Annotated in this window: 13 protein-coding genes; 6 read left to right on the top strand and 7 right to left on the bottom strand. The window is 43.0% G+C overall.

Features of this window, described 5'->3' with window-relative positions; all coding sequences use genetic code 11:
- Window positions 1–171: 171 nt before the first annotated feature.
- Genes M1L62_RS29825 through M1L62_RS29815 form a run of 4 tightly spaced genes read right to left on the bottom strand, consistent with a single transcriptional unit; the run spans window position 172 to window position 1,480 of the window.
- Complete coding sequence (locus M1L62_RS29825; protein ID WP_445439666.1) at window positions 172–252, bottom strand: hypothetical protein; 81 nt, start codon at window positions 250–252, stop codon at window positions 172–174.
- On the bottom strand, window positions 219–1,112 hold the full coding sequence (locus M1L62_RS18610) for an ISAon1 family transposase (protein ID WP_445439664.1): 894 nt from the start codon (window positions 1,110–1,112) through the stop codon (window positions 219–221). The genes M1L62_RS29825 and M1L62_RS18610 overlap by 34 nt, the downstream gene beginning before the upstream one ends.
- 43 nt (window positions 1,113–1,155) lie before the next feature.
- Window positions 1,156–1,251 carry a hypothetical protein gene (locus M1L62_RS29820; RefSeq protein ID WP_445439665.1) on the bottom strand — a complete coding sequence of 32 codons (96 nt, stop codon included), beginning with the start codon at window positions 1,249–1,251 and terminating at the stop codon, window positions 1,156–1,158.
- 4 nt (window positions 1,252–1,255) lie between these two features.
- On the bottom strand, window positions 1,256–1,480 hold the full coding sequence (locus M1L62_RS29815; RefSeq protein WP_445439663.1) for an ISAon1 family transposase N-terminal region protein: 225 nt from the start codon (window positions 1,478–1,480) through the stop codon (window positions 1,256–1,258).
- A gap of 211 nt (window positions 1,481–1,691) precedes the next feature.
- On the opposite strand from M1L62_RS29815, the gene M1L62_RS18605 reads away from it, so the two are divergent.
- The 3 genes from M1L62_RS18605 to M1L62_RS18595 all read left to right on the top strand — a co-directional run bounded on the left by M1L62_RS18605 (window position 1,692) and on the right by M1L62_RS18595 (window position 7,571).
- Window positions 1,692–5,072, top strand: a complete 3,381-nt coding sequence (locus M1L62_RS18605; protein WP_254561123.1) for a SusC/RagA family TonB-linked outer membrane protein — start codon at window positions 1,692–1,694, stop codon at window positions 5,070–5,072.
- A gap of 22 nt (window positions 5,073–5,094) precedes the next feature.
- Entirely contained in the window at window positions 5,095–6,642 is a 1,548-nt protein-coding gene (locus M1L62_RS18600; RefSeq protein WP_254561122.1) for a RagB/SusD family nutrient uptake outer membrane protein, read from the top strand.
- Between the two features lie 317 nt (window positions 6,643–6,959).
- On the top strand, window positions 6,960–7,571 hold the full coding sequence (locus M1L62_RS18595) for a hypothetical protein (protein WP_254561121.1): 612 nt from the start codon (window positions 6,960–6,962) through the stop codon (window positions 7,569–7,571).
- 51 nt (window positions 7,572–7,622) lie between these two features.
- Here the strand turns inward: M1L62_RS18595 and M1L62_RS18590 are convergent, their stop codons facing one another.
- Together M1L62_RS18590 and M1L62_RS18585 are read right to left on the bottom strand one after the other, a co-directional pair.
- Complete coding sequence (locus M1L62_RS18590; protein WP_254561120.1) at window positions 7,623–9,269, bottom strand: glycoside hydrolase family 32 protein; 1,647 nt, start codon at window positions 9,267–9,269, stop codon at window positions 7,623–7,625.
- Window positions 9,270–9,431: 162 nt separating this feature from the next.
- On the bottom strand, window positions 9,432–10,952 hold the full coding sequence (locus M1L62_RS18585) for a sulfatase family protein (protein ID WP_254561119.1): 1,521 nt from the start codon (window positions 10,950–10,952) through the stop codon (window positions 9,432–9,434).
- A gap of 349 nt (window positions 10,953–11,301) precedes the next feature.
- Between M1L62_RS18585 and M1L62_RS18580 the strand changes: the two genes are divergently transcribed.
- Both M1L62_RS18580 and M1L62_RS18575 read left to right on the top strand, forming a co-directional pair.
- A complete protein-coding gene (locus M1L62_RS18580; protein ID WP_254561118.1) occupies window positions 11,302–11,439 on the top strand; it encodes a hypothetical protein in 138 nt (45 codons plus the stop codon).
- Window positions 11,440–11,514: 75 nt separating this feature from the next.
- Window positions 11,515–12,258, top strand: a complete 744-nt coding sequence (locus M1L62_RS18575; protein ID WP_254561117.1) for a ketopantoate reductase family protein — start codon at window positions 11,515–11,517, stop codon at window positions 12,256–12,258.
- 70 nt (window positions 12,259–12,328) lie between these two features.
- On the opposite strand, the gene M1L62_RS18570 is transcribed toward M1L62_RS18575, so the two are convergent.
- On the bottom strand, window positions 12,329–12,706 hold the full coding sequence (locus M1L62_RS18570; protein WP_254561116.1) for a hypothetical protein: 378 nt from the start codon (window positions 12,704–12,706) through the stop codon (window positions 12,329–12,331).
- Window positions 12,707–12,887: 181 nt separating this feature from the next.
- Between M1L62_RS18570 and M1L62_RS18565 the strand changes: the two genes are divergently transcribed.
- Entirely contained in the window at window positions 12,888–13,646 is a 759-nt protein-coding gene (locus M1L62_RS18565) for a DUF3667 domain-containing protein (protein ID WP_254561115.1), read from the top strand.
- The last annotated feature ends 48 nt before the right edge of the window (window positions 13,647–13,694 follow it).

Below are 13,694 nucleotides of genomic sequence, written 5' to 3'. Positions count from 1 at the left end.
TAGCCCGGAACCGCCGATGATACTTGGGTCAAACCTGGTAAAGTAGGTAGCCGCCACAATACTATTACACAATCCCATCTTTAAATAAGATGGGATTTTTTTGTTTCGGGGGGATATTCTTTTTCCGTCGATTAGAACGATTCAGGATCAAGCTGAAAAGTTGTAGGAAGTTTAAACATAAAGTTTTGTCAACCTGAATAAGAAAAAAGGAATATTCCTCACACCTCGCGAAGATGCACGAAATGCTTTGATTTTGGCATTGAAAGATTCGGCAGAGGCATTATACTTCTGTTATTAAAGAAGTACAGTATGTTTAAATAATGGGCTTGAATAGATTTGGCAACGGTTTTGAATGGATCAAGCCCGCAATCGTCGACAAGGTTATACCAGAGTACCAACTTTTTGAAGGCTTGTTCTTTCGATTTACAAGTCCTGAAAATCGCTCCTAACCCTGTTGCCAGTTCGTAGGCTTGATTTATGAGCGGGTAACGCTCAAAGAGCAATCTGGAACGCTGAATTTGTGAAGCAGTCCACTTGTCACGATGTTTAAAAAGGAGATACCGGCTCCTTACCAGCAATTGTTTCAATGTATCACCGTTCGCAAGAATTTCAGGTTCGTATGCCACACCCGCTTGCTTTGCAGCTTCAAGAGCTTGATTTTCTTGATTCGAGATCTCCCATCTGTATTTGCTCCGAACTTGCTGAACTGCATCATAGGCCAATTTTTGAACATGAAAACGGTCAATAACCTTTGATGCCTTTGGAAAGCAGCGACTTACAATCATGCCGCGCGGCGGACTGCCCATGTTAGCTGCCGTCACTTCTCGCACTTTGCTGCGAATACGTTTGGGTATTTTTCGCAAAATCTCAATCACTAACGCTGCTTGAGTGCCTTTCACCATTGCTAATAATGAGCCCTTCCTGCCCTTAGCAGCTTTATTAATCACAATCGTGTAAAGTTCGCCATTAGATAATGAGGTCTCATCGATGCTCAAATATGGACCAGCATTGTCAGGGTACAAAAGCCATTCTGCCGCATGCTCGCGTTGATCCCAGTCCTTATAATCGCTGATATGGTTTTTGTAATGCTCTTGAAGTTGCTTACCGTCCAAATGGAAGTATTTGCCCAATTGAGAACAACTGAAAGGATTATTATCAATACAATGCCGCCCGGCGGCCCGGTTTTAAAAAACCAGCGAACTCTTTGGTCATCCGAGTCCCCTGTTGCACCACATTCCAATCTCTGCTGATGATTTCACTTGTGTCCTTGACCTCCCATCGACGGCGTTTGATACAGAGACTTTCTGATTACGAATGGGAAAGTCCTGACACATATCTCCGGTAGAAAGCCCTTAGACTCTAATTTTTGACCTTTATATTCGGTAGAAGGAAGGTTCTTTTCTTCCAAATAAATATGCAGGCCGGGAGTGACTTCAACAACCTTAGAAAGCTCGAAATATTCCAGGATACCCTCGGGCAAAAGAAAATGGACTAGGGATCAGTAAGATTCTTGCAACGGACTCAAAATTGGTTCAATGCAAAAAAACTATTTTTTGACAAACCCACAAGTTTTCTGCTGGACACATATTTCGGTCCCAACCCCATCCCCGGAAAATCCTGGTTGTTTCATTCTGGACAAATGAAATACTGGGAACATTTAAATCGACTAATGATCTAAAAGGTGTAAAAAAATGAAAAAAAGACTAGAAATCATAGAGTCTTGCTGGCTTCTTATGAGAATATCATCTTTACAAATTTTTATCGCGCTTGTCGCCTGTACTTATTCTTACGGCGGTAAAACACATGCCCAGGAGCTTTTACTCAGGAAAGTTTCGGTTGTGGCACAGCAAAAAACAATTCGTTCGGTACTTACAGAGCTTGGGAATTCTCAAAACATTAAGTTCGTATATGGTAAAGAGTTACTTCCGGTGGGGCGAAAAGTTACATTTTCAGCCCATGATAAAATGATGGGAGAAGTTCTGGATCAGCTGTTTAGTCCGGATAATATTTCCTATAAAATTGTAAGAAACCGGGTTATTTTAAGGCCGGCTCATGCACAGTCGTCTGGCGGTATGACACGGGAAAATGGCGCTCAGGTAAATCCTGGCCAAACTACCGCTGACAAGCGTGTGAAGGGGGTTGTTACTTCGGAGACCAGAGAAGCTTTGCCGGGAGTAAACATTGCAATAAAGGGAACAACCCGGGGGACTTCATCAGACGTCAATGGCGCCTATTCCCTGGATGTTCCGGAAGGGGCGATTTTGGTATTCTCTTTCGTTGGCCATGTGACCCAGGAGGTAAAAGTTGGTGAGGCAACGGAGATTAATGTCAACTTGTCTCTCGACAATAAAATTCTTGATGAAGTAGTTGTGGTGGGCTATAATGCTCAAAGCAAGCGAAATATTATCAGTGCAGTTTCAACAGTTTCGGGAGATGCTATAACCAAACGGGTTGCTACCAATCCGGTTAGTTTGTTGCAAGGCCAGTTGCCGGGACTTCAGGTGATACAAAATTCGGGAGAGCCGGGCAATGAAAATATCCAATTGCGTGTAAGAGGCACAGGGACGTTTAGTACCGCCGGAAATGATCCTTTGGTCATCATAGACGGTCTGCCCGGTAGTATGGATATTCTAAACCCGAACAACATAGAATCCATCACTGTGCTGAAAGATGCGGCATCTGCCGCGATTTATGGCGCCAGAGGAGCTAATGGGGTTATTGTCGTCAAAACGAAAAATGGAAACGGCGGTGGTTTTGCCTTTGGTTATGGTTTTAATATTGGTATCTCCAATCCTACAAAAATCCCAAAAACGGTCACGAATTCAGCTGAATTTATGGAGCTGTCCAACGAAGCCAGAACAAATTCGAACCTGCTGCCGCTGTATACCCAGGATCAGATTAATTTGTATAAAAATGCTACGGACCGGGTTAAATATCCCAACCATAACTGGCTGGACGATTTGTTTAAACCCGCATACGTAAAAAATCACTTCCTGAATATGTCGGGTGGAAGCAAGGACGGGACTACGTTTAATGTTGGCCTGGGCATAACCGACCAGCCGGGTGTGATGATCGGGTTCAGCTATAAAAAATATACAATGAACCTGGGTTTGTCTTCCAAAATCCATAAGCGTGTTACGCTGGGGACTAGCCTGCAATTCCGTTATGGAGATCAGCAAGCGCCCAGCAACGGGAGTACCGATATGTTTTTGTCAACCATGGCACAATCTCCGCTTTATCCTCCCAAAACGGCTGACGGAAAATGGATAAAAAGAGCTTTTCCAAATGAGCTTGGAAACAAAAATACCATTGCCACAGTGGAAGAGAAATCTTTTCAATATACCAAGGATTATTTCGCACAGGGAAATATGTCGCTGGATGTGGATGTGCTGGACGGTCTTCGATGGGAGAACAAGGCGGGATTTAACTATCAGAACACCAAATCGAGTACTTTCAGACCTGTGGTACCCATGTATTACTTCAATGATATGAGTTCGGCAGGGTTGCTTGATGTGGGTACTCCCGGTCTTAACGTGCAGCGTAATGATCTGGTATATAGTGTTGTTTATAGTCAGCTTAACTATCACAAAACTTTTGGAGAGCATGCGATTTCCATTCTCGGAGGATATCAGCAGGAGAAGAGTCAGAAAAGTAAGCTGCTGGCAGCGCGAAGACAATTCCCAACCAATCTTTTAACAGAAATCGACGCAGGACCTGCTGATGGGCAAACCAATTCGGGGACTTCTGAAGAATGGGCGATCCATTCGGCTTACGCCACAGCCAATTACAGCTTGAAGGATAAATATTTGCTGGGCGGAAGTATCCGGTACGACGGCACTTCCCGTTTGCCATCGGATACGCGTTGGGGGCTGTTTTATTCTTTTTCAGGAGGCTGGCGTATTTCCAAGGAGCGCTTTCTGGAAAATGCCAACTGGCTGAATGATATGAAAATAAGGGCTTCCTATGGTCAGCTGGGTAATCAGAACATCGGTAATTATCCGTACCAGTCTACTCTGAGTAACTCCAACTACGCTTTTGGCGGGACAACTTCTACCGGTTTTGCAGCACGATCCATTGTGGACCCAAATCTTACCTGGGAAACTACCCGTTCGGTTAACGCGGGTGTGGATCTTACAGCGTTTAATAACAAAATCACATTCTCTGCCGATGTTTTTAATAAATATACTTTTGATATTTTGCGCAGTTCGCAAGTACCGTTGTGGCTGGGGCTGGATGCGCCAACAATCAATAATGGTGCCGTAAGAAACAAAGGAATTGAACTTAATGTGGCCTATGCAGGCCGCACCGCTCGCGGGCTCTCCTATAACTTCGGGGTGAACTTACAGGCTTATAAGAACATTCTGGAAAAATTCGGAAAAACAGAGATCAGTTCCAATTCGATCCGTGAAGAAGGCCATGCGCTGGATGAGTTTTACATGTATATCTGGGATGGGATTTTCCAGAGTCAGGATGAAATCAACACTTCGCCTAAACAGCCTGTTACACCTACGCCAGGCGATCTCAAAATCAAGGACGTCAATGGCGATGGCATGATTGATGACAAAGACCGCACCTACCAGAAGGGTAAATATCCTGCTATGCAGCTTGGTGTCAATTTATCCGCTGACTGGAAGGGATTTGACATGTCTGCGCAGGTTTTTGGTTCGATCGGACAGAAAATGTATGTACGAGGATGGGGAATTGAACCTTTCAGACAGGGATCTGTTCCAACAATCGACTGGCGGGACCGGTGGACACCATCAAATCCGAGCAATTCGATGCCCAAGATTTACGTCGCTGACGGTTATGCCCCCATTCAGAATTACAATTCGACCTATTTCCTGAAAAATGCCTCGTTTGTTCGCTTAAAGAATATTCAGCTGGGTTATACGATACCGAAAAGTGTCATCAACAAGATCAGAATCAAATCGATCCGGTTCTTTGCATCTGCTGATAATGTGTTGACAGCCAGTAAATATCCGGGGCTTGATCCTGAAAGAGTAGATGGCGGAAACTACCTGGCCTATCCTCAAAACAGGACGTATACATTTGGTGTTAACGCGCAATTTTAATAGGACCTATAATATTGAGAATATGAAAAATTTACTGAAATATACTGTTTTAACGTTTCTGGTTCTTATTGTTTCCGTTACTTCCTGCACCAATGATCTGGATGTGGCTCCTCCCGAAAAACTGTCGACCTCTATTTTCTGGAAATCAGAGGCGGATGCCGATTTGGCCTTGACCGGCTTGTATAACTTTTTGTATGCCTCGGGCGGCGGTTATGCGACATCCCAGTATCAGGTATTCGCATGGGATAATTTCAGCGATGATTCCTATGGTCAGTATAATTACGGCGGCGGAACCAGTGCCCTGTCATCGGGCATCACACCGCAATCGGGTGATTTTGTTTATAACTATTACGCCAACAATTACAAGGCGATCGCGGCTATAAACTCGTTTCTGGCGAACGTGGGGAAGGTATTGCAAGGTGATAAACTTAATCAATACCAGGGAGAAGCATATTTTTTGCGCGCCTTCAATTACTTTTGGCTGGCGCAGCTTTATGGCAATGTGGTGATCACAACAGAGGATCCCTTTGCAATCGATTTTAAATCCACAAAAGCAAAATCGGACAAGGCAGAGGTATTAAAACTGATTGAAGAAGATCTGACGAAAGCAATTGCTTCTTTACCCGATAAGGCTTATAAAGAAGGGCATGCGGTTAAAAGCTCGGCGCAGGGGTATCTTGTAAGAGTACTGTTGTATGAGAAAAAATATGCGGAAGCTGCTGCATTGGCGAAGCAAATCATTGCTGGTAATAAATATGCGTTATCAACCAATTACGCGGGCAATTTCTTCAAGCCAGAGCAAAATAGCAGCACCGAAATTATGTTTTCAGTGAAGTATTTGCAGCCCAATTTGCTTCACCAGGATGTAGCGTTGGCTGTGTCCCTTCAGCGTTGGAAGGGTGAACAGGGAACGCAGGACCTGATAAACGAGTATGAGGCCATTGATGGCAAGGACACAGGAAGTTCCGCTGTTTTTGATCCGAAAAAACCGTTTGAAAAAAGAGACCCGCGTATGAGGCTTACATTCTTTTTTCCCGGCGACACCAAGGAACAGGGATGGCCATTTACCGGAGATTTATCAGTCGCGACACCGGGAAAAGATAGCTGGACAAACGGTTTTTATGCCGTAAAAAAATGGCTTGACCCAACACTTGTTAACCCGGATTACGGCGCAATTGATGAGGCAGACTTTGTTCTGATGCGTTACGCCGATATTTTACTGATGTATGCGGAAGCAGAGAACGAAGCGAGTGGACCCGCCAATGCCATTGATGCAGTAAATCAGGTAAGAGCCCGGGTCGGTATGCCAGCGCTTGCTACTGGACTTTCGCAATCGGATATGAGAGAAAAGATCCGCCATGAAAGACGTGTCGAATTCGCATTGGAAGGCCAGCGTTATTTCGATTTGAGAAGATGGGGGATTGCCACGAAAAAACTAAACGGATTTATTCAGAATCCTCTGGCGCCTACCGTAAAAACCAAATATGAGGATAAGTTTGAGTTTTGGCCGATTCCGCAAACGGAAATTGACCGCAACGCACCGGTGTTGAAACAGAATCCGGGTTATTGATATTCGGAAATCGTTTAAATTTCATCTTAGATATGTCTTCATATTTAAGATGAAATTTTTGTGGTTACTAGAATCCTAATATGTCAAAAATTATCACAGTTCTCTTTTGTTTCAGATTCGCGGAATAAATGAGCAAAGATCTAGCGAGTTAGCTCAGCCTTTTCTATCTTATGTGACAATCAGACTTATTGGTGTACAACTGTGTTTTAAATACCGAGTATCTTCGGGTCATCGTTGCAATAAGGGATTAATTTGCAGTTTTTTGTTTGACCTCATGCGTTAAACAAAAGCGCGATCATTTTTACACCAAATTCAACATGTCAAAAGAAAATCTGATACTGCCCGGAATCATTATTTCAATATCACTGATTTTGATCGCAACAATCTATTATCCGGGTGGCTCACAGTTCGATAGTACTTCCATTGGATATAGTTGGGCAAATAACTATATCAGTAATCTGTTTGGTGAGAAGGCCTTGAACGGGGCAAACAATACGGCCCGGTTTTGGGCCATTGGAGGAATGTTTTTTCTGTCGTTGAGCCTGGCCATATTTTTTGCAGAATTTTCAAAGAAAATCTCATCTAAGAATGCTGCCCATGTGATAAAATATTCCGGGAGCGTCGGCATGTTATTTACCCTTTTGATCGTGACACCGTGGCATGACACAATGATTGCCATCGCGAGCACGATGTTTCTTGTCAGTATGTTTTACATTACCATTTTTGTTTTCAAGTCAAGGCTGCCCTTGTTCAAATTGCTGTGCGTTATTTATCTTCTTATTTTTTACAGCACGCTTTATCTGTATGGGTCTGGTGATTTCCGGGAGTATTTGCCGATCACTCAGAAAGTACTGTTTGTCATGACGATTGTTTTAATTCTGGGACTGCATTTTTTTACGAAGAAAGAAGATTTTCAACATGCAAAGTAAGTAAGGAAGAATAGGCGATAGCTCCATAACTTCCTTGTTATTACCAAAATCTTATTTCCAGATTGATTTTGCCGTATACATTTCAAGGTTTTTTACCTCAATCTGATTACCCCAGAATTGAATAATTTCTTTGGAGGCCGAAACCGGTTTTCTTTCAAGAGAATATGAATAGGCGCCATTGTCAATGAAAACTTCAACAGAAGTGCGGTCCACGTAAATATCGGCGGTAATTTCCATACTGGTCATATCCTCAGGCGAATAGAAAACACCATTCACGAGGTTGGAATTCATATCGTAGTCGAGCAGACGTTGACCAAAAAGAGAGAAACCGGTGCTGGTCGCATGTGATAATTTTAGCGTTGCCTTCATCCGAAACTTATCTGTTGCTTGCAAGGACTTCACCTTTTCGCTCGCGTCATTTGCGGATAATGCTGACCACTGACCAATCCGGTCAAATAATTGTTCCGATTCTTTAACGGGTACACTCACCAGCCGCGGGCCATTTTTAGTGGTACGGAGCCGAAGTTCGGTGGGCAATAACATCATGTTGTTAAATGGCATCCCTGGTTGTTGAATCCGGCCCCAGCCAATTTGGATGCGTCGTGGGTCGTTTTCAGGCATGTTGGCGAAGGTCTGCGCGGCATAAATGCTCCCCGTCGTATAATAGTGTTTGCCTGATTCCGGTTTAAAGGTTTTTCCGTCAAATGAGCCGATCATATAGGTAGCAGAGGCGCCATAGATTACCCATTTCTTTTTGCTGTTATCACCATCTACGGGTAATTCAAATAAGTCAGGGCACTCCCAAAAGCCGGTCAGATGGCTCTCATATTTCCACTCTTTCAGGTTTTGAGAAGTATAAATCGAATGACCATCGCGCTCGTTAAGTACCATGACCCAGTGTTTGCTGGGTTCGTACCAAAATACGCGCGGATCCCGGGTATCCTTGCTGTTCCATTTCGCCCTGGAATCGATCAGCGGATTTTTGTCATATTTTGTCCAGGTCCGGCCTTTATCCAGACTGTAAGCCATACACTGAATTTGCTTTTCAGGGTTATCAACTGTGAAAAAAGCGATCATCGCTGGCGTCTTGCCGCGGTTAAATCCGGCAGTATTGTTATAGTCGATCACCGTTGAGCCCGAAAACATGGTCCCCAGGTTGTCGGGCGATAGTGCGGTCGGCAATTCTTCCCAGTGGATCATATCCTTGCTGACAGCATGGCCCCACGACATATTTTCCCACTCGCGCTCATAGGGGTTGTGCTGGTAAAAAAGATGGTATTCGCCTTCGAAAAAGATCATACCATTCGGGTCATTGATCCAGCCCCGACGGGATGAAAAATGGTATTGCGGTCTGTTCTTCTCGCGGTAAACGGAATCCTGACCTGCAAATTTATCGTCCTGATAAATTTTGTTGAGTCCATCCGTCTTGCCGTCATAACTTATGGAAATGGTTTGTCCCTGAAGCGCTGTCATATCGCAGAAAACCCAATAATCAGGTTTTCCCGAGGCCAGCCTGATTTTGAACGATCGCTCTTGTTTTCCCAACATCTGGAATTGCATCGTTCCCCTGTTTTCTGCTTGTGACACCGGCAAATTCAGATATCTTTTGGTGATCTTTATGGAAAGGTTTTGTGCCTGTACAAAGTGATTGCCCAACATTATCAGGGTCAGGGCTATGAAAGTCGAAGTTAATCTCATGGAATTTTAAGTGGTTAAAACTTGAAGTAGTTCACCGACAATTTATACTTGAAACACCAGATTTTTTGATAAGAAAACGACTTTTCATATAAGGCAAGGTTACACCTTTTTTACAGAAAATTGGGATAAGACAGCGACGGGGCCACTGTTTCGAAAAAGTCCTTACCAATACTTCTCAATCAATTCTTTGATCGTCTCATTTTTTTCAATCCCGTCGCCGCTTTCGTTTTTGATCTCATGCAGACGTTTTTTGAGGTCTTTGATTATTGTTTTGTATCGCGGGTCGTTAATAGCATTGTGATCTTCGTGCGGGTCTTTTCTTAAATCGTAAAACTCCCAACCCGGTGCATATTTCATTTTATCCCGTTGTGTTTTTGTTCTTGATTGGCCGTAAAAAAGTGCCAGTTTATAGCGTTCAGTCCGTATTCCGAAGTGGGCGGGCCTGTTGGATTCATTTGCCCAGTAGCGATAATACATATCTTTCCGCCAGCCAGCTGGTGTTTTTCCCTGTAAATTCTTGCGGAAACTTTCTCCCTGCATGCTGGCGGGCTTTTCAATACCTGCATAATCGAGAAACAGCGGAGCAAAGTCGATATTGAGAATAATGTCGTCAATTCTGTTTCCTTTTTTCAGCTCCTTTGGATAACTGATGACAAATGGCATACGCAGGGATGGCTCATAGATAAATCTTTTGTCGAAAAATCCATGTTCTCCCAGAAAATATCCCTGATCAGCCGTGTAAATGATGATCGTATTTTCCAGCTCTCCCGATTTCCTGAGGTGATCTATCAGCCGGCCAATATTGTCATCCACGGCCGCGCCACATCTTAAAAAATCCTTGATGAATTTCTGGTATATTTTTTTCCTGGCTGTCAGAGAATCGAGTCCCTTTAAGGAAAACTCCCGGCCCGGATATTCCTTTCCGGTACTTTGCTGATATCTTGTACCTAATAAATCGAGGGGCCAGCCATCGTGTGTTCTGCCGGTGGTTGCTGCACCTTTATCTGCAAAATCTGCCGGGTAGGGGACTTCTGTTTTTTCGAGATAATCGGCATAACGTTCCGGATAATCAAAAGGCTCGTGTGTCGCTTTAAAGTGCGTGGAAAGGTAAAAAGGCTTACTCGAATCCCTGTTTTTCAGCCATTCAATCGACTGATCCGTGATAACATCGGTGGAATAGCCTTTGTACACTTTACCTCCGGTTTGATCATCCTTCCAGTTCTCCTTGGTCATTAAAATGGGATCGCGATACCTCCCTTGTCCGGGTGTAACCGAATAATAGTCGAATCCAGAAGGTTCTTTTCCCAAATGCCATTTTCCGATAAGTGCTGTCTGATAACCACCGGAACGCAAAATTTTTACAAAATTCATACTGTCAGGTTCGAAGGAATCTTCCAGATCATAGACACCATTTCGATGGCTGTATTGCCCGGTCATCACCGCTGCGCGGCTGGGAACGCAAATCGAGTTGGTACAAAATGCATTGTTGAGCACAACGCCATTTTCTGCCAGCCATTTAATATTGTCGTTTTTAACATAATCCTTTAAAATGCCGCCATAGATACCCCAGGCCTGAGAAGTATGGTCATCCGACATGATATAGAGTATGTTTGGTCTTTTTTTCGGTTGTGCGAAAGAAAAAAACGGAACGAAAATGATTAGAAGGATAATTCTGATGTTCATGGTTTAACTGGCAATGATCTGGTCAACAACATTTACTTTTTATTACATTTTTTTGATTCCTGAGCCGGTGCATTTCATGGCGTTGCTTCGGAGAATATGTCTTGATTTTTCGGCATTTTTATCAGGCTGAGCTGCAATTTCAGGATTTTGTTCAATAATTTCATAAAGCTCACCGGTATCTCTGCCATTATTATTAAGGGTAAAGAAAACGGAAGGATTGTCACGGATATGTCAGGTAGTTTCTTGTTTGTCTGCAAACCACCCAAGGGCTAAAATTTATAAATCGTGTATGTTCAAAAGCAAACTTCACGATATTTGGCATGGGATAACCAAGGCTATCAACTTAAATATGGCAACAACTCAGAATTTTTTTAACTCTCCAAGTCATTTTTATATCATCGGTAACGGTGTTATTGCAAAAGCTTTGGCCGTGGCATTAACCATTAACGGCAGAAAAGTTACAATCCTGCGGGGAAGTGTGGACTAGCAACCGCCTTATGTAGAAAATGTTGAGGTAGAGCTGGATGGTAACCATTTTCAGGCAGCTATTGAGATCAGTGGCATGGATCAATTTGCCGAGCTTAACGGTATCATATTATTGACAAACAAATCATTTGGAAATCAGGCGCTTGCCGGTAAGCTTAAATCAAAAGCAAATCAATCTCCGATCGTATTTCTTCAAAATGGTTTGCACATTGAAAACAGCTTCATTGATATGGGTTTTACGGAGCTCTACCGATGTGTATTGCTGGCCACCAGCCAGTCCATTACAAAAAACAAGGTCAGGTTCAGACCTGTTGCATCATCGCCGGTCGGCGTGATCAAGGGCTCTGGTGAAGTCCTGAACAGTATTGTGGAACAGCTGAATACCGAAATTTTTTCATTCAGGGCAGAGGAGAATATACAGAACCTGATCTGGAAAAAAGTAATCAGCAATTGCGTGTTCAATTCGATTTGTCCGCTATTGGAAACAGATAACGGTGTGTTTCAGCGGAACGAAGCGGTGCTGCAAATTGCGAAAACTGTAATCGGCGAATGTCTGACTGTTGCGAAAGAAAATGGCATTCAGTTAACAGAAGACGAAGTGCTGCAAAATGTACTTTCTATCAGTAAAATGTCTGACGGACAAAAAATATCAACCTATCAGGATATACTTAATAAGCGGGAAACTGAGATCGAAACATTGAATTTTGCCATCGTGAAGGCTGCTGGTTCAGCCGGTAAAACACAGGTCCCGGTTACAGCTTTGCTTGGCGAGTTGACTAAAATAAAATCCGAGTTATCCAGAATGAAAACTGCTGAATAAGGTTAGGAAACACTTAAAATGAGCGCACGCGAATTGTACGCTCATTTTTTTAACAAATTGTGACTGCTGGTTACTTTATTCTTTTAGCCGTCGCATCAAACATATTCATTAAGCTGCCTTTCAGATTGTCATCATCTACCTTGGCCAGATCAATCGTAACGTCATAACCCTGGGTTGAAAAAGCAAGACCGATTTTATTGCCATTTTCTTCAACAATGATCGGGATTTTTTCAGCGGAGGCATCAGCCGCGTTGATAAGCTGGCCGGTCAGATTGGCGCCGCTTCGTTCAAGGCTGGCAATCATTTTAGAATCTCCGTTGGGAGTGCCTATGACTAAAATCTCCCATTTTCCCACGAAGAAGTCGGCAGGTGCAGCTGTTTGAGCGATACTTTCAAAGGCGACGCTGAGCATCAAAACGATGCCGAAAATAAAACTGGCTCTTTTCATAATAGTAGTTGATAAAATAGATTAATTTTTGGTCGGAATGGTGTGAGGAAAACTGCTTATGAGAGAGCAAAGTAAAAGAAAATTCTTTATTGTCTAAAAATAAAGACAATAAATTTTTTACAATTTTATATATTTGTATTACAATTTTATATCGGCTTCCCTCTTACCTTCAGGTCAAAAAATGGAACCTCTTCCCAAGAACTGCAAAAATTGCGATCATCAGCTTACCGGGAAATTTTGTGCGCATTGCGGGCAGGCCGCCGACACACATAAATTGAACATGCATTTTATCTGGCACGAGATTCAGCATGGACTTATTCATGTGGATCATGGGATTTTTTATACCATCAAAAAATTGTTAACGGCACCCGGCGAGATGATCAACGAATTTATAGAAGGTAAAAGAATCAGACATTTTAAACCGGTAACGCTTGTTGTCGTTCTGGCAACGTTGTATGGTTTGCTGTATCATTATTCCATCAAAGGACTGTATCAGGTCGACCCGATTCTTCCCGATCAGAATATCCTTGGAGCCTATGCGATCGTAATCGCCTGGACAACAGATCATGCAGCCTATTCGAGCCTGATTTCAATTTTGACCAATACGTTAGCTTCCTATCTCGTTTTTAGAAAACAGAGAAACAATTTTGCTGAGCATTTGGTACTGAATACCTTCTCTCGAGGGCTTAGCCTCATTATTAATCTGCTGCTGCTTCCTGTTTTTTATTTTTCGGGTTTACCGGCTGAAAATCCAATAATGTATACCCTGGCGATTCAAATTATTGACATATTTTTAATGTACTGGTGTTATGCCGGGTTTTTCGGCGGTTTATTAAAGCTGAAAATTCTGATACTCACGATGCTCACTTTTCTGTTGATGTCCACGATCAATACCACTTTTGGCTTCATAATCGGTCTGGTCGTTGAAGCGTTCACTTAAATTATTACCTATTAAAAAATGGCATTCGGTTAAGTTTGCTAGTTTTAC

The sequence above is a fragment of the Dyadobacter diqingensis genome, assembly GCF_024220585.1.
Lineage (GTDB): Bacteria > Bacteroidota > Bacteroidia > Cytophagales > Spirosomataceae > Dyadobacter > Dyadobacter diqingensis.
This window is presented reverse-complemented; position numbering and strand designations above follow the sequence as displayed.